The sequence below is a fragment of the Erythrobacter sp. S259 genome (assembly GCF_057364965.1).
Genome location: NZ_CP200286.1, coordinates 3,238,960 through 3,256,539, shown reverse-complemented (window position 1 = coordinate 3,256,539; position 17,580 = coordinate 3,238,960). Strand labels below are relative to the sequence as shown.

The window sequence follows — 17,580 nt, the reverse complement described above, 5'->3', positions numbered from 1 at the left end:
GGAGGGGAGCCGTGACGAGGATCAGAGACGATGCTTTCCGTTGCCAATGTGCGCTCACCTTCGGCTGCAGCGGCCTACTTTGCCGCCGACAATTACTACACCGGCGCTGATGCTGATCGCTCAGGGCTCTGGACCGGTAAGGGCGCCGAGCGACTTGGTCTTGAGGGCAGGGTCAGCGCTGAGCAGTTCGACGCCTTGCTGCGCGGAGAACTGCCCGGCGGTATCGAGGTTGGTAACGCTGGCCAGTCCCACAGACCCGGAACGGACCTCACATTCTCGCTTCCCAAAAGCTGGTCGCTCCTCGCGCTCGTTGGCGGGGACAAGCGGATAATCGAGGCCTATCGCCGAGCGGTAGTCGAGACCTTGCGCTGGGCCGAGACCAACGCGGCACAGACCCGGATGGGCAGCAAGGAGGGTTACGGGAAGGTCGCGACCGATAACCTCACAATCGGCCTCTTCCAGCACGATACCAATCGCAACCAGGAGCCCAACCTGCATTTTCACGCGGTCGTCGCGAATGTCACTCAAGGCCCCGACGGCAAGTGGCGGGCGCTGCGCAATGACAAGCTCTGGTCTTTCAACACGCTGCTCAATTCGATGACAATGGCCCGCTTTCGCATGTCGGTCGAGAAAATGGGTTACGAAGCAGGCCCGGTCGGCAAGCACGGCAATTTTGAAGCCGCCGGCATTACGCGAGATCAGGTCAAGGCGTTCTCTTCGCGCCGCGAAGAGGTCCTCGATGCGGTCCGCCAACTTGGCGAAAACTCCCCTAAGGCGCGTGACGTTGCTGTGCTTGATACAAGGAAGAGCAAGGCACCGGTGAGGGATCGTGAAGGCCTCCTGGGGGAGTGGCAGCAAAGCGCAGGAGAGGTCGGGCTTGATCTACAAGCGATGATCGATGCATCACAGATGCGGGCAGCGGCTAAGACCATAGCAAATTCCAAAGCGGAAAGCCTTCTCCACCGCGGCATGGCCAAGCTGCGAGAATTTGCCCAGCGGATCAAAGGCGATCCGGCAGACCCGCTGATCCCCGCCCATGTACTTAAGAAAGACGCGTCTACCATCGCCGCTGCGCAGGCTGTCGCTTCCGCGGTGCGCAATCTCTCCCAACGTGAAGCAGCCTTTCCGCGTGAAGGCTTGCTCAAAGCAGCACTGGACTTCGGGCTGCCGACGACTGTGGACCGGGTCGAAAGACAGGTGAATGCGTTGGTCCGGGAGGGCGCGCTCTTACGCGGCAAAGGTGCGCAATCCGGCTGGCTTGCGAGCAAAGAGGCCTTGCAGCTCGAAGGCCTGATCCTTGCCGGTGTCGATGAGGGGCGCAGCGCTTCCTTGCCAATCCTTGAACGCAAAGAAGGCGCTTCGCGTGTTCAGGCGGTCTGCGCGCTCAATCACGGCATCACGCTCAATCCGGGCCAGGAAGAGGCGGCCAGCCTGGTGCTTTCATCGCGCGACCGGATTGTCGCAATCCAGGGCGTTGCCGGCGCCGGGAAGAGCAGCGTGATGAAACCGGTTGCCCAGCTTCTGCGCGAGGAAGGCAGGCAAGTGCTGGGTCTCGCCGTGCAGAACACGCTCGTCCAGATGCTCGAACGCGACACCGGCATTCATTCGATGACCATTGCCCGCTTCCTGTCGCAATGGGGTCGCTTGCTCGGTGAGCCGGGCAATGCCGCTTTGCTGAGGGAAGCGAAGAGCGCGCTCGGCGACCATGTGATTGTGCTCGACGAAGCCTCGATGGTCTCGAACGAGGACAAGGCCAGTGTTGGTTCGTCTCGCCAACCTTGCTGAGGTTCAGCGACTGGTACTTGTTGGGGATCGCAAGCAGCTGGGGGCGGTTGATGCCGGCAAACCCTTCGACCTCGTCCAGCAGGCCGGGATCGAGCGCGCCAATATGGAAGAAAATCTGCGCGGACGTGATCCGGTGCTCCGGCGCGCCCAGTGCGGCTGCGCAGGAAGGTCGGATTGATGATGCGCTGAAAGCGCTTGCGCCAACGACCATCGAAGCGAAGGGAGGCAGCGCGATCGTTGCCGCCGAGCGATGGCTTTCGCTTAGTCCAACTGAGCGCGCGACGACTTCGATTTATGCTTCCGGACGCGCCCTGCGCTCAGCCGTCAACGATGCCGTACAGCAGGGGCTTAAGGCCAATGGCGAGCTTGGCGCGCGTGCCGCACGACTGACTGTTCACTCCCGGGTAAACGCGACACGGGAGGAGCTTCGGTACATGGGCACTTACCGCGCCGGCATGGTCCTGAATGTCCGCTCGCGCGACAGTTCCCAGAAGCTGTCAAAGGGCGACTACACCGTGCAATCCATCGACCACGCCCGAAAGCGTGTCATGCTCGAAGACAGGAAGGGCAGGAAGCACACTTTCAGCCCCTCGCGCCTCAGACCAGGTCGGAGCGACGACCGTTTCTCTCTGTTCGAGCGCAAACCCCTCCGGCTCTTTGAGGGCGACAAGATCCGATGGACCGACAACGATCACAAGCGCGCACTGTTCAATGCCGATCAGGCGAAGATTGTCGCGGTGGATACCAAGGGCGTTACTGTCGAAACGTCAGCGGGCAAGGAGCTCCGCTTGTCGCGCGGCGATCCGATGCTCAAGCGGCTTGATCTGGCTTATGCCTTGAACGCGCATATGGCGCAGGGGCTGACCTCGGACCGCGGCATAGCGGTGATGGACAGCAACGAGCGCAATCTTGCTAACCGGCAAACCTTCCTCGTCACGGTGACCAGGTTGCGCGATGGTCTCACGCTTGTTGCCGACAGCGCAGAGAAACTGGGCCGCGCAATCAAAGCGAACAGCGGCGAGAAGAGCTCGGCACTCGAGGTGACACAGCGTCTCAAGTCAGCAGCCGAAAAAGGTATTGCTCAAGGTAAGGCCAATGAAAGCGCTGCGCCTGTGAAGGAGCCGCCGGAACTGACAAAAGAGCGAGTAAAGCCATTTGAAATAGGGATTTGATGTTTGATGGCCTGGACGGACTTGGTCTTACCAGGCACGATGCATTCAAATGGGAAATGCGGAGTGTCGTCAGTGAAGGGCGTGTTCGAAATCAGCGGCAATTCGCGCTATGACGACCTCATCACCGAGCGGTATCATTTCCCCTCGCAATATCTGTCCGAAGCCAAGCAGCTCGAGAACGATTGGATACTCTACCGTGAGACCCGCGTTTCCGGTGGCCGCATGGCCTATATTGCGACAGCCTTTGTTGAGTGGATCGATCCCGATGAGGCTGATCCGACCCACTATTATGCGCGCGTCAGAGATTATCTGCCGTTCGATGATGCGGTTGCCTATCGCGACACGGACGGACGCTTTGCCGAGCGTTTCTTGCGCGAGATGGCCCGTCCGGGCGATGCAGGAAGGACGCTGCGCGGCAAATCGGTGCGAACGCTCGATAGCGACGATTTCGTTGCCATCGTCAACAAGGGTCTGCGTGAGACGCTGGATCCGGACAACCGGATCAGGCTTGAGCTCGACGAGCGGTACATTGATGATGCGACTGCTGGGTTGCTGGCCGAGGAATTTGGCGAGCGCCGGATCGAGCAGATCCTCGTGAACAAGAAGATCCGATCGGCCGCCTTCCGCAATCATGTTCTCGATGCCTACGACAGCACCTGTGCCGTGACGGGTTTGCGGATCGTCAATGGTGGCGGGAAAGCAGAAGCGCAGGCAGCTCACATCTGGTCAGTAGCGGATGGCGGCCCCGATATTGTGCCCAATGGTGTAGCGCTCTCGGCAACAGCGCATTGGCTGTTTGATCGTCACCTTATTAGCTTCGACGACAACTTTTGCCTTCTGGTGTCGCACAATAAGGTGCCATCCGAATTGCTTACGCTGTTCCCCCCGTCAGGCCAGCAGATCAGACTACCGGCTGACCCCAAAGATCATCCCCGTCCCGACTTTGTGGCCAAGCATCGGGCTCGTTTTGCCGGTTTCTGACTGTTCGAGCTTTAGACCGCCCGGCCAAACCAGATCACCCGGCCGACCACCTGGATCTCTGACCGGTCGACATCGTCCCAGCTGGGATAGGCTGCGTTATCGCTGCTGATAGTGATTTTGCGTCCGCCGGGCTTGAGCGTCACGCGTTTGACCACCAAAGCGTCATCGGCGCGCAGAACGTAGATACCGTCACGCAGCCGTGAACCCTCGTCCGATGCATCGACCAGCACTTCGTCGCCATCACTAAGTGTCGGCTCCATGGAGTCGCCCAATACATGGATGATCGAGAGGCTTGCGCTCTTTGCCCGTGTCAGCGCGGCGAGCCAGCGCTCATCAAAGCCGAAACGGGTATGTGCCGTTTCGCTTTCGGCAATCGCTCCAAAGCCTGCCGACGCATCGACGCTGAGCACCGGGATCTCGATCAGCCCATCGCGTATCGGTGCGGGCGGGCCGCCAAGGACTTGTTCGTCAACACCAAAGAAGCTCGCGAGGACGCGTCTGTCATCGTCATCGAGTTTGCGCGGTGAGCCGCGCTTGATGAACTGCTGGATGTAGGACGAATTGCGTCCGATCAACCGCGAAATAGCCGAATAGCCGAGCCGTCGCTGCTGGATCAGCCGGTCAAGCTCCTCTCTGACATGTTCCATCGTCTAATTCCTTCTGACGGTCTGAGGAGTGAAGGAAATCTCCTAGACTCGATGGAACCTTCCTACTAAGAACAAAACAAGAACACAAGCGTTGAGTGAGTCGAGAGAGCCCATGAAGTTATTGGATAGAATAGAGCGTCATCTCAAGGAATCGCACATGTCGGCGACGCGGTTCGGTCGGCGTGCCGTGGGCGACCCTCGGTTCGTTCTTGATCTAAGAGCTGGCCGCAGGCCGCGCAGAAGGACTATCGAGAAGGTGGAGGATTACCTCAACGCAGATAAATCATTGTAAAATGACTACTGCGGTTCTGAATTTCTCTTGAGATTGCTGAAACATATCTTGGCGCGATGCTCTCACTTCTCTAGATCAATTTGTGAGAGCTTCTCCTCCGTGGACTCGCCGCGATCAGGCTAGTTCTGCCGCTGGAGAAGGGCTACGTGAGCTCGTCAGCAAGACGAGCTTCAAGGGGATGGGATGAGTGCTTCGGCCAAACAAGATTACAAAATGTCATTTAGCACCGGGGGTCTCTTCCATAACGAAAGCTTGGAAGTCGCGCGCCTGCATCTAGATGGAGAGTCTTGGGAGGACACGATTCTCAGGGCCATGGAGGAAGGCGCAACGAGCCTGCCAAAGTCAGCATCGAACCGCCGATCCTTGCGTGAAATCTCGAACCGCCTGCTTACTCTAACAACCGACGAGCGCGCTTACCTTTTGGATGAGGCTGACCGTTCTGAACAACAAGCGCTTCTCTGGGTCGCCACTTGCCGAGCCTACCGTTTCATACGTGAATTTGCCGTCGAAGTGGTGCGGGATCGATACCTTGCTTACCAACTCGAACTGCCCCTCGAAAGCTTTGACATTCTTCTTGAGGCAAAAGCGGAATGGGATGATGACTTGGCCAGTCTGAGCCAATCAACCCGCCTCAAGCTTCGTCAGATCATGTTCCGAATAATGCGTGAGGCCGGAATAATCTCAGAAGATCACCGCATTCAGACGGCTGTCATTTCAACCCGCGTGCGGCACATGATTGAAGCCACCAACCCCAGCGAACTGGCCATATTCCCCAGTGTTCCGGTCGAGGGAGGCTGATTTGATGCGTGAACTAAACCGGAAAGAGCGCGCCGAGCATCTCTATCGCGTAATCAGAAGTGAGCGCTTCCTCACTAAGCAAGGCCTCGGAAACGAAGTCCCATTCTTCATCTATCCCTTTCCCGCAGAGGAAGGGCTCACAATGGTCGAAGATCGCGAGGATCTCGTTACTCGCCTTCAACATTCCGGTACCCGGGTGTTGGATTTGAACCTCTTTGATATTGCACTCACTATCCTAGCTGAGCGTGGGATTCTCGAAGAGGTGCTCGAGATTGAGGCGGAAAACAGCAAGGGTGAGATTAAGGAACTTTTGCAGGGGGTCTTAGATCCAAAGGCTCATCTCGTCCCACATATTGCTAAGGCAATCGCAGCCACACCGCACGACGTCATCTTCTTGTCCGGCGTTGGTGAAGTGTACCCCTACATCCGCTCACACAACGTTTTGAACAATCTACAGAGCACCGCGAAAGAAGCGCCCACCGTACTCTTTTTCCCGGGAAGCTACACCCATGCATTGGCAACTGGCGCGTCGCTGGAGCTCTTCGGTCAGCTCCATGACGACAAGTACTACCGCGCCTTCAACATCCTGAATTACGAGGTCTAAGCCCAATGGCTCAGCTGTTAAAAGACATTTTTGAAAAGCCCGTCGATCGCGCAATTGATGGCGTCATCAAGGCTGATGATGAGGCCAGCCTTCGCGTCGAGCTCGACGAGTACGTCATTACGGGTGAAATAGGCCAAAGGCTCGAGCAATTCCTCGAAGCTTACAACACTTATGACACCTCAAACGGCGTCTGGATCTCTGGCTTCTTTGGCTCTGGTAAGTCTCACTTGCTAAAAATGTTGGCCTTGCTGCTCGAAAACCGTGAGGTCGACGGAAAAACTGCTCACGAGATCTTTGCTGCAAAACTCAAAGACGAGCCGATGCTCGCCGGCGCCCTCAACAAGGCCGTTTCTATCCCGTCGAAATCAATTCTGTTCAACATCGACCAGAAGGCCGATGTCATCTCGAAGACGGATGTCGATGCGCTTCTATCTGTGTTCCAGAAAGTCTTCGACGAAGCTTGCGGGTTCTATGGCAAGCAACCTCACATCGCGCAATTCGAACGCGATCTGCAAAGCCGCGGGCAATTTGAGGCTTTCAAAGAAGCCTTCCGAAGCGCTGCAGGAAAGGACTGGGAGCACGGAAGAGAACAGGCGCTGCTCGAAGCCAAAAATATCGCGACCGCGTTTGCCGCGGCAACTGGTGGCGAATCATCGGATGCGAAAGACATTTTGAGCCAATACCGAAAGGACACGCGTGTCTCGATTGAGGACTTCGCAGACACTGTGAAAGCTTGGATTGATGATCAACCCAAGGGTTTTCGAGTGAACTTCTTCGTTGACGAAGTCGGCCAATATATTGCCGACAACGTAAAACTGATGACCAATCTGCAGACCATCGCAGAAAGCCTCAACACCAAGTGCAAGGGCCAGGCATGGATCATCGTAACGGCGCAGCAGGACATGGCGTCCGTGATCGGCGATATGACCCAGCGGCAGGAGAATGACTTCTCCAAAATTCAAGCTCGCTTCGGCAACCGCATGCCGCTGAATTCGGCCGATGTCGCCGAAGTCATCCAGCGTCGCCTGCTCGCCAAGACTTCTGAAGGCCAAGTGACGCTCGGCAATTTGCATGATCGCGAAGAAAACAACCTCAAGACACTTTTCGATTTTGCGGACGGGTCGCAGAAGCTCAAAAACTATCGCGATCGCGACCACTTCATATCGAGCTATCCATTCCCTCCCTATCAGTACGATCTCTTTCAAATGGCGATCACGTCTTTATCGGAGCACAACGCATTTGAAGGCAAGCACAGCTCTGTTGGCGAGCGGTCGATGCTGGCCGTCTTCCAAGAGGTTGCCAAGAAGCTGAAAGACCAGGAGGTTGGTGGGCTGGCCACCTTTGACCTCATGTTTGAAGGGATACGCACCGCGCTGAAGTCTTCGGTGCAACAGAGCATTCAGATCGCCGAAAAGAATCTGGACGACCCCTTTGCCGTTCGAGTCCTAAAGTCCTTGTTCCTCGTCAAATATGTCAAGGGCTTCAAACCGTCGGTTCGCAACATCGCCATTCTGCTTTTGTCGGAATTTGAGGCGGACCAGACGACAATGCGCCGCAAGATTGAGGAAGCATTAAGCCGTTTGGAGAGAGAAACCTATATCCAGCGCAATGGCGAGGTCTATGAGTTCCTGACCAATGAAGAAAAGGATGTCGAAGCCGAAATCAAGGCTCTCGACATCGATCCGTCCGAGCTCTCGAAAGAACTCGAAACTCTCGCATTCGATACCATTCTACGTCACCGTAAGATCAAACATCTCGCGACAAATAACGAATACCCCTTCACCCGAAAGCTGGATGATCACGCTGTAGGACGCGAATACGAGTTGGCCATCAATCTGGTTTCACCCTTGAGCGATGAAGTTGAAAGCCCCGATGGCATTCGTATGAAAACTATGTCTCGCGAAGAGCTTGCGGTTGCCATGAATCCAGATGCGACCTTCGTTCGCGACCTGATCCTTTTCAAGCAAACCGACAAGTTCATCCGCCAGTCACGCAGCGGCTCACCGCAGCCAGGACGTGATCGCATTGTCGCGGAAAAAGGGGAGCAAAACAGTCGACGCCTAAAAGACCTCGAAATGCGGCTCCGCAAATTGATGGGAAGCGCTCGCCTGTTCGTTAGAGGTGACGAACTCGAGATCGGCGGTGAAGATGCTCAAGAGCGCATCGCCAAGGCGTTCCAATCGCTGGTCGACAAGGTTTACACCAATCTCCCGATGCTGCGCGGTGTTAGCTATACCGAGGCTGATATCAACAAGGCGGTGCAAGCTGAAAGTAGGCTCTTCGGATCTGACGGCACAGGGATCAATGAGGCCGAGCAAGACGTCCTCAGCTTCATCAATGCGCAGGCACGCAACGGTGTAAAAGTCTCCTTCAAATATCTGGCTGATCGCTTCACGTCGAAACCTTACGGCTGGCCAGTAAATGCGGTCCTTTGCCTTGCAGGTAGTCTGGTCGCGAGGGGCAAGATCGAAGCGCGACTGGACAGCGCTGTGAAGGAGGGACTGGATCTCGCCAAAGCGTTGAACAACAGCCACGCGCTTCCGAACATATTGCTTACCCCACAAACGGAATTCACTGCCGCCGAAATTCGGCGAGCAAAGGAGCTCTATCAGGAACTCTTTGCACACCCCTCCTCGGGAACCGACGCGCGCAGTTTGGGTGCAGAATGGACTGCAAGCATTGATGTGCTTGAAGCCGAAGTGGACGAACTTGTTCGCCAATCGTACCGCTACCCGTTCCTGACTTCGCTCGAGCCACTCAATGAGCTGCTGCGGAGCATGAAGGGCAAACCGGCGAACTGGTATATTTCAGAGGCGCCTAAGCGCGAGGATGACCTTCTGAACGCGAAGGAGGATATCCTCGACAAGGTGAAGTCCTTCATGGGCGGCGCACAAAAGGACATCTACGACGATGCCCGCGATATGCTCGCCAGCCAGTCTGCCAATATCGATTATGTAAACCCTGACGGTGGTGCGAAGCTGAGTGCCGCATTGGAGGATCCGAACTGTTTCAAAGGATCGACGATCCAGAACCTCAAGTCCGATCTTTTTGATCTGAAAAACAAGGTCGAACTTAAGGTGCTTGAGGAGCGCAAAGCTGTCATCGCAGAGGTAGAAGACGTTTCAGCCAAGATCGCACAAATGCCGGACTTCCAGGCGCTCGATACTGACCAACAGGCGCGCATCACCGCGCGCATTGATAACCACAAAGAAGGCCTCGATACGGTCACTTTGATTCCCGTACTGCGCGATCGCGCCAATGGTGCACGCACCAACCTGCTATCAGACGTTGTCACTGAATTGGATCGTCTCGCGCGCCCAGCACCAGGGACTCAGCCGCAGCCAGGCCAATCCGACGGGCCAGCGCCGGCGCCGCAGGCTCCCACAACGGTCCTTGCCTCACAGTTGAAGGTCGCCTCCCCGAAAACGCTGCTGACCGATGAGGCCGACGTTGATGAGTATCTTGATGCGATGAAAGGGGCCCTCCTGAACGAAATCCGAGCAGGCAAAAAGGTGATCGTCTAGTGATAGCCAATCTTGAATTCGATAACTTTGCCGTATTCGAACACCTCGACCTTGCTCTTTCCCCTCGGGTCAACGTTGTCATTGGATCAAACGGGACTGGGAAGACACTTCTATTGAAGGCTATCTATGGCTTAGGCCTGTTAGCCGACGGACAGTATCCTGATCGCTCCGACGACGGATTTGTGGCATCTGCATCGGGCAAATTCCTGCGCATATTTTCTACTGAGAACGATAGAATTGGGACCCTTTCATCCAAAGGGACACGATCGCTGACTCGGCTGCGACTGGTAAGCGCTGATGGATCCGCCACGGAAGTGACTTTCGGCGCGCGGTCTCAGTATATGGATTCTTCCGCCGACGCTGTGACACCCAAGTCTGCAAACACACCGGTCTACATTCCGACGAAAGAAGTGCTTTCCTTAGTTCGTGGCATTCGCCACCCGAAGCATGATCGCGACACTGTCGAGATGATATTCGATGATGGGTATCTGAACCTTGCAGAACTTCTCGTGAAGCCCGGCTTCGACGAGAAAACATCTGACCTCCTCGAAGATCCAAGACTCTCTAATGTGATCCGCGATCTGGTTGCTCTTGTAGTAGGGCGATATCGCGAAAAAAATGACGGTGAGTTCGAGTTTCAGCCCGGACAATATGAAGAACGGGCCCAGTCCAATAGAGAAGGCGGTGAGGCGAAATCTAGAGCTCAAATCGCAAAGGCATATCAAGACTCGACGGAGACCAGATTTGTCCCAACCGACGTCGAGGGATTTCCCACTGGAATGACCGCTGAAGGATATCGAAAAATCGGTGTTCTTCATCGCTTGCTGTGTAACGGATCCATAAGCCCTGGCAACACGGGGCCCCTTCTTTGGGATGAGCCAGAGTCGAACCTGAATCCGAAACTGATGAAAAAGTTGGTTCAGGTGCTATTGGAACTCTCCCGAAACGGGCAACAAATCATTCTCGCCACCCACGACTATGTCCTGTTGAAGTGGCTAGACCTTCTTATGGACGAAGGGAAAGAAGACCATATTCGTTTCCACGCGATTTATCAGGATCCCACAACGCAGAAAATGAGCGTCGAAAGCGCGGATAGCTATTCGCTTATTTCTAAGACGGCCATATCAGACACTTTTGCTGAACTCTTCGATGAAGACATGGCTCGTGCGCTCGAGGTGTCGAGCATATGAAGCTATACAAAGCCGAGCAAAATGCTGATCTCGTGTTTTCTTTTCCAGATGAAGCGAAATGGGATGAACTTGACAAGCAGGGGGTGAAGCTCCCGGTTCAAATGAAATTTGTCGATCTCGTTATCGAACGAGAAAACGACATTTTGCTTGTTGAAATCAAGGATCCTTCAAACAAGAGAACCCCAGCGGATGAGCGCGCAAGATACTTCAAGAGGCTCTCGGACAATTCAATCTTAACCCAAGAATTAACGCCGAAAGCACGCAGTTCATACACGTTTTTGCACTTGATGGAGCGCGACACGAAGCCGTTCAAATATGTCGTGCTCATCGGTCTAGATGCGTACGATCCGTCTCAGCAGAAGGCCTTGCTTACAGGATTCAAAGATCGCCTTCTGGCAGACATTCGCTGTGAAACAGACACTCCCTGGCGACGGCAACACATAGCTGACTGCGTTGTGATGTCCGTCGATGTTTGGAACAAAACATTTGTTGATTGGCCTGTAGCCCGAGTTGCAGAAGTGTCTCCTATTGCGGAGGTCGGCGCCTGATGGATACCACAAAGCTCAGGAAATTTGCGCAATTTGCGCGGAGTACCTTGATTGATCAAGTTGCCGCAAGGCTGGAAGCCGTCTTGAGCGACGGCTCGTCGGCTCGGCGTGAATACCCAAAAGCCTTCAAGAAGCTTGAGGCACTAGTTGGCAAACTCGGACGAGAGCAAGTTGTCGAAAAGGTCGCCTACACCTGGTTCAACCGCTTCACTGCTTTGCGGTACATGGATGTCAACGGTCTCTCCCCGGTTCGCGTTGTGTCTCCGTCCGTTGGTCAATTTCAACCGGAAATACTCTCGGATGCGAAGTCGGGGAGTATCAACGAGCAAATCGTCCCCGAAATCACTCGAGATGAGGTCTTTAGCCTACTGGATGGTCGCACCTCGAGCCCCGACCCGCAGGGTGAGGCTTACCGACTGCTTGTCGTTGCCGCATGCAACTACTGGCACGACGCTATGCCTTTTATGTTCGAGCGCATCGACGATTACGCCGAGCTTCTAATGCCTTCGGACCTCCAGTCCAACGCATCGATACTCGCATACCTTCGTGAAGCAATGACGCCTGACGTCTGTGAAGACGTCGAGATCATCGGCTGGCTCTATCAGTTCTATATCTCGGAGAAGAAGGATCAGGTCTTCGCGGGGCTGAAGAAGAACCAAAAGATCACGGCCGAGAACATCCCCGCCGCTACACAGCTGTTCACCCCACATTGGATCGTCCGCTATCTGGTCGAGAACTCGCTTGGGCGGCTTTGGCTGCTCAACAATCCGCACAGCGAACTGGCAGCCAAGATGGACTACTACATCGCGCCAGCAGAGCCCGAAACAGACTTCCTGCGCATCACCAAGCCCGAAGAGATCCGCATTTGCGATCCGGCCGCGGGCTCGGGGCACATGCTGACCTATGCTTTTGACCTGCTCTACGCCATCTACGAGGAAGAGGGATATGACGGGACAGATATCCCCGCGCTGATCCTCAAGCACAATCTGACCGGGGTGGAGATCGACGACCGCGCGGGCGCGCTTGCGGCCTTTGCGCTGGCGATGAAGGCGGCGGCGCGGCTGGGGCGGCGGCGGTTTTTGCGGCTGGAGGCCAAGCCACCCATCTGCGTGTTGCAGAACGTAGCCTTTACAGAGGCCGAGATGCAGGACGTGGCTGCCGTGGTGGGCAAGGACCTATTCACTGATGAGCTGCGCGAGACGCTCTTGCAGTTCGAGCAGGTAAAGAACTTCGGCTCGTTGATCGTACCGAAACTGCGTGATCCGGCAGAGACCCTAAGGGTTATCGAGGCGCGGGATTTTGGCGGCGATCTGCTGCTGAAAGAAGTGCAGGAGCGCGTCATCTCCGTGCTGCACATGGCCGAGGCGCTGTCGCCGAAGTATCACGTGGTGGTGGCCAACCCGCCATATATGGGTAGCAAGGGAATGAACGGAAAGCTCCAGGTCTTCGCCAAACAGAGTTACTTGGACAGCAAGTCGGACCTGTTCGCAATGTTTATGGAGCGCGGCATGTCTTTGGCCGTCGTAAATGGCCTAATGTCCATGATAAACATGCAGTCATGGATGTTTCTGTCATCGTTCGAGAAGCTAAGAGGCTCATTGCTTTCGAATGGCGCCATTCTTTCTATGGCTCATCTTGGAGAGCGAGCATTTGACTCAATCGGAGGCTCGGTCGTCTCAACCACGGCATTCGTGATTCAGAAGGTGAAAATGAGGGAGCATATAGGGCAGTATGTTCGCCTTACTCAGGGCCGTTCCGAAAGCGAAAAAAATGACCTTTTGATTGCGGCAGCGCGTGAGGCAGAGCACTTCGCCAAGTTCAACGCATCTGCCGAGCAGGTGCAGAGCATTCCCGGCAGTCCGATTGTCTACTGGCAGAGCGACCGATTTTACGAGCTATTTCGAGTTCTTGACGGACTGAGCGAAACCTCCAAGCCAAGACAGGGAGCGACCACCTCAGACAACAATCGTTTCCTGCGTGTGTGGAGTGAAATTTCAAAATCGCAGTTTGGACTTCGCCTCACTGATAGAGAAAGCGCGGCAGCGAGTTCAAAAAAATGGTTTCCTTATAACAAAGGAGGCGAGTTTCGCCGTTGGTACGGAAACCAAGAATTTGCCATAAATTATGCAAATGATGGTGAAGAAATAAAAGACTTCCACGAAGAGCTGAACAAAACCAGCCCTGGCGGAAGACTAAAAAACCAAGAATACTATTTCCAACCCTGTGTGAGCTGGTCCAAGATCTCGACTGGATCTTTTGCGGTTCGGTACTTTCCTTCTGGTTTCATCTTCGATGTTGCAGGGTCAGCTATCTTCTTTGAGGGCGAGAAGGACACGGCCTATTTTACGGGCTTACTCAACTCATGTGTTGTCACGTCATTCTTGGCTGCACTTTCGCCGACACTGAATTTTGAGGCTGAGCACCTCAGCAAGATACCCGTGTTGCCAAAAGCAAGAAGAAACGCTGCCGCTTCGGATGCAACACTTATGACGAACAGCATCATATCCTTAAGTAAATCCGACTGGGACGCCTACGAAACCTCCTGGGATTTCGCCACGCTCCCGCTGCTTTCGCCCGATCATGCCGGCGAGACGCTGGCAGACAGCTATGCCACGCTCCGCGCACATTGGCAGGGCATGGCCGACGAAATGCAGCGGCTAGAGGAAGAGAACAACCGCATCTTCATCAACGCCTATGCTCTGCAGGATGAGCTGACCCCCGAGGTGCCGATCGAGGAGATCACCCTCACCTGCAACCCTGCCTATCGCTATGGCGTGAAGATCTCCGAGTACGACCGCGAGGTCCGCCTGCGCGCCGACACGATGGCCGAGTTCCTTAGCTACGCCGTGGGCTGCATGTTCGGCCGCTACAGCCTCGACGCGCCGGGCCTGATCCTCGCCAATCAGGGCGAGCGGCTGCAGGATTACCTCGCCCGCATCACCGAGCCCAGCTTCATGCCGGACGGAGACAACGTTATCCCAGTGCTTGACGAAAACTGGTTCCCCGACGACATCACCGAACGCTTCCGCCTGTTCCTGCGCGTGACCTTCGGCGAGACGCATTTCCGCGAGAACCTGAAGTTCATCGAGGACAGCCTTGGCAAGGACATCCGCAAATACTTTACCAAGGATTTCTATTCCGACCACGTAAAGCGCTACAAAAAGCGCCCGATCTACTGGATGGTCTCCTCCCCCAAAGGCACGTTCAACGCGCTGATTTACATGCATCGCTATCGGGACGACACTCTTTCAGTCATCCTCAACGATTACCTGCGCGAGTTTATCACCAAGCTCGAGGGAGAGCGTACAAGGTTAGAGAAGCTCTCCGACGACCCTGCCGCTAGCCAAGGTCAGAAGACCAAAGCGCTGAAGGATGCGACCAAAGTCGCCAAGCAGATCGATGAGCTGAACGAATGGGAACGAGATGTGATCTTCCCACTCGCGCAGCAGAAGATCGAGATCGATCTCGATGACGGGGTTAAAGCGAACTATCCGAAGTTCGGATCGGCCTTGAAGAAGATCGCTGGGTTGAGCTGATGTCAGGCCGTATCGAAACGGGTCTTAAGCTGCTCTTCGACGAGCACCGGATAGTGTTCTGGTACGATGCAGCGCGCGACATGCGGGGTGAATTTGACGCAGTTGATCTGCCAGACGTGCAGAAGGTCGAGATCGCGAATAACGAGTTCGGTCTGAAATACCGAATGCTGCGGCAGGAGCCTCGCCAGAAGTTTCTGGTGTTTCACGATGGGCCCGCGCCTGAAATGGCCGACAATTGGCTGCTGGATCTGTATTTCGCCAGTGGTGTGTTCAAAGCAGATCAGGCGGCAATCTGGCTAGCGGAACTGGGCCTGCCGCTGCAGTTTGAAGACGTGGTGCGCGACCATATGGAGTTTTACCGCTCCAAAGTTCGCATCGAAGCGCTGAAGCAGTCGGTCACTCCTTCAGACACAAAGAGCGAAGTGCTACGCCGTATGCTCGCCGTATGCGCAGGGGCTCAGGGTGCCTTGGATACGGTCATCGAGGAGCTGCTGGCAGAGCTCGCAGACGAGCGCGACGACTCCATGCGCCTGATTGAACGCTCCGGCCTGACAGTGTTCTTCTGGAAGCAGGTTGAGAATGCCTACGGTTACACGAGCGAAGAGCCCGATTTCGAAGACTTCGCGATAACCCTGTTCCAGTCCTGTTATGCCCGCGCTCTGGGTGAGGATGGCAAGCTGAATGGCGAAGCCTTGCTTGTCTTCCGCCGCTGGAAAAACAATCGCCTATGGTCGACCGCCTTTGAAACGCTGAGCGGTAAGTATCAGGACCTCCTGAATATACCTGAGGATGTGCAAGACCGCGACATCAAGACTCTGGGTGCGATTGATCACTTCGAGGAGATCGATCGCCATATCATCCGTTCTCTCGTACATGAGATGGCAAGTCAGACGGTGTCATCAGCTGAGGTATTGAAAGCCGTACGGGAGCGGAGACAAAGCCATTGGTATCCGACCTACGAAGATATCTACCAAGCCATCGGCCATGCCACAGAATTCCAGCAGGCCTTGGCTGAGGCAAACCTGACTATGGCCTCCCCCGATGAGGGGGTGAAGCGCTATGTTTCCCACTGGTATAGGATCGACCAGCTCTACCGCAAATTCATCTATCATATGCAAAAGAGCGGCCAAGCCTCGCTCCTCAGCGCGCTCTTCGAGAGCGTCGAAAACCGGTATACGACTAACTTCCTTCAGGCTGTGAACGATGCTTGGCAAGACCACATTGCTCAGCTCAAGGACTGGAGAATCTCGGGCTTCGCGAACCAGACGGACTTCTACGTGGATCAGGCAGCAGAATTCCGCCGCCGAGATCAAAAGGTGGTGGTGATTATCTCGGACGCCTTGCGCTATGAGGTTGCAGAAGAAGCCCTGCGCGAAATCCGCAAACTGAATAGGTTCGACGCCGAGCTCGAACCGATGATTTCTGCTCTGCCCAGCTACACGCAGCTTGGCATGGCGGCGCTCTTACCCAACAAGGATCTAACGCTGGAAGCGGACGCAAGTGTGTCTTCTTTCGGTCTACCCACTCAAGGAACCGTCAACCGCGAAAAGGTTCTGGAAATGGGGCGCTCGGGAGATCGAGCCAAAGCTATGAAAGCTGATGATTTTATGAGCTTGAAAGCGGATCAGGGCAAAGAGATCTTCCGCGATCACGACATCCTTTATCTCTATCACAACAGGATCGATAACATTGGCGATAAGCTGGCCACCGAGGAACACACGGCCGAAGCTGCCCAGGACGCCATCGAGGATTTGACCAAGCTTGTCCGCAAACTCACGACAGCCAACTTCTCAAACATCTTGGTGACGGCCGACCACGGCTTTATCTATCAGCATCGCGCCTTGGACGAGACAGAATTTTCGATTGCGGTCCCAGCGGGCGCCGAAATTCTCGTCAAGAACCGTCGCTTCATTATCGGCCGCGATCTTCAAGAGACTTCAGGCATGAAAAAGTTCTCTTCAGCCGACCTAGGGCTGGCGGGAGACCTGGATGTGCTTTTGCCAAACTCCATCAATCGTATGCGCGTCAAAGGATCGGGCAGTCGTTTCGTGCATGGCGGAGCGACGCTTCAGGAAATTGTCATTCCTGTAATCCGTGTCGGGAAACAACGCGACTCGGATGTCGAGACGGTTGAAGTTCAGATCATCGTTGCCGGAAAGAGTTTAATTTCGTCCGGACAAACTTCGGTCACTCTCTATCAGGCTCAGCCCGTCTCGGAAAAGCAGCAGCAACGAGATCTTCTCGCTGGCATTTACGCCTCCGACGGCACACTCATCTCTGATGAGCATGCTCTCACCTTCGACTACACTTCGCAAAATGCACGCGAACGCGAGCTGCCACTCAAGTTCCTTCTTTCCCGGGACGCGGACCGCTTCAACAATCAAGACGTTTTGCTCAAGCTTCGGGAGCGCGTCGGCAAGACAAGCCATTATGAAGATTACACAAGTCACCGCTTCCAATTGCGCCGTGGCATATCGACAGATTTCGACTTTTAGGGACACTC

At 55.1% G+C, this 17,580-nt stretch carries 9 protein-coding genes and 1 pseudogene; 9 read left to right on the top strand and 1 reads right to left on the bottom strand.

From position 1 onward, the window contains the following. Positions 1 to 30 precede the first annotated feature (30 nt). Positions 31 to 2,957, top strand: a pseudogene (gene mobF / locus AC0V60_RS15375) (MobF family relaxase). A 63-nt stretch (positions 2,958 to 3,020) separates the two neighbouring features. Then, a complete protein-coding gene (locus AC0V60_RS15370; protein WP_486179299.1) occupies positions 3,021 to 3,938 on the top strand; it encodes an HNH endonuclease in 918 nt (305 codons plus the stop codon). Positions 3,939 to 3,949: 11 nt separating this feature from the next. Here AC0V60_RS15370 and AC0V60_RS15365 read toward each other — a convergent pair whose 3' ends face one another. Beyond that, on the bottom strand, positions 3,950 to 4,585 hold the full coding sequence (locus AC0V60_RS15365) for a S24 family peptidase (protein ID WP_486179298.1): 636 nt from the start codon (positions 4,583 to 4,585) through the stop codon (positions 3,950 to 3,952). A gap of 505 nt (positions 4,586 to 5,090) precedes the next feature. Here AC0V60_RS15365 and AC0V60_RS15360 point away from each other — a divergent pair. From AC0V60_RS15360 to pglZ, 7 genes are read left to right on the top strand one after another with little or no spacing between them, the layout of a single operon-like run. Beyond that, positions 5,091 to 5,675, top strand: a complete 585-nt coding sequence (locus tag AC0V60_RS15360; RefSeq protein ID WP_486179297.1) for a DUF1819 family protein — start codon at positions 5,091 to 5,093, stop codon at positions 5,673 to 5,675. Between the two features lie 4 nt (positions 5,676 to 5,679). Further along, a complete protein-coding gene (locus tag AC0V60_RS15355; RefSeq protein WP_486179296.1) occupies positions 5,680 to 6,279 on the top strand; it encodes a DUF1788 domain-containing protein in 600 nt (199 codons plus the stop codon). Between the two features lie 5 nt (positions 6,280 to 6,284). After that, on the top strand, positions 6,285 to 9,803 hold the full coding sequence (gene brxC / locus AC0V60_RS15350; protein WP_486179295.1) for a BREX system P-loop protein BrxC: 3,519 nt from the start codon (positions 6,285 to 6,287) through the stop codon (positions 9,801 to 9,803). Beyond that, entirely contained in the window at positions 9,803 to 10,993 is a 1,191-nt protein-coding gene (locus tag AC0V60_RS15345; RefSeq protein ID WP_486179294.1) for an ATP-binding protein, read from the top strand. Before brxC ends, AC0V60_RS15345 begins: the two co-directional genes overlap by 1 nt. Beyond that, the gene (locus AC0V60_RS15340) at positions 10,990 to 11,541 is read left to right on the top strand and encodes a hypothetical protein (protein WP_486179293.1); all 552 of its coding nucleotides are present in this window, start codon (positions 10,990 to 10,992) and stop codon (positions 11,539 to 11,541) included. The genes AC0V60_RS15345 and AC0V60_RS15340 overlap by 4 nt, the downstream gene beginning before the upstream one ends. Next, positions 11,541 to 15,077, top strand: a complete 3,537-nt coding sequence (gene pglX / locus AC0V60_RS15335; protein WP_486179292.1) for a BREX-1 system adenine-specific DNA-methyltransferase PglX — start codon at positions 11,541 to 11,543, stop codon at positions 15,075 to 15,077. The genes AC0V60_RS15340 and pglX overlap by 1 nt, the downstream gene beginning before the upstream one ends. Then, the gene (gene pglZ / locus AC0V60_RS15330) at positions 15,077 to 17,572 is read left to right on the top strand and encodes a BREX-1 system phosphatase PglZ type A (protein ID WP_486179291.1); all 2,496 of its coding nucleotides are present in this window, start codon (positions 15,077 to 15,079) and stop codon (positions 17,570 to 17,572) included. Before pglX ends, pglZ begins: the two co-directional genes overlap by 1 nt. Positions 17,573 to 17,580: the final 8 nt, after the last annotated feature.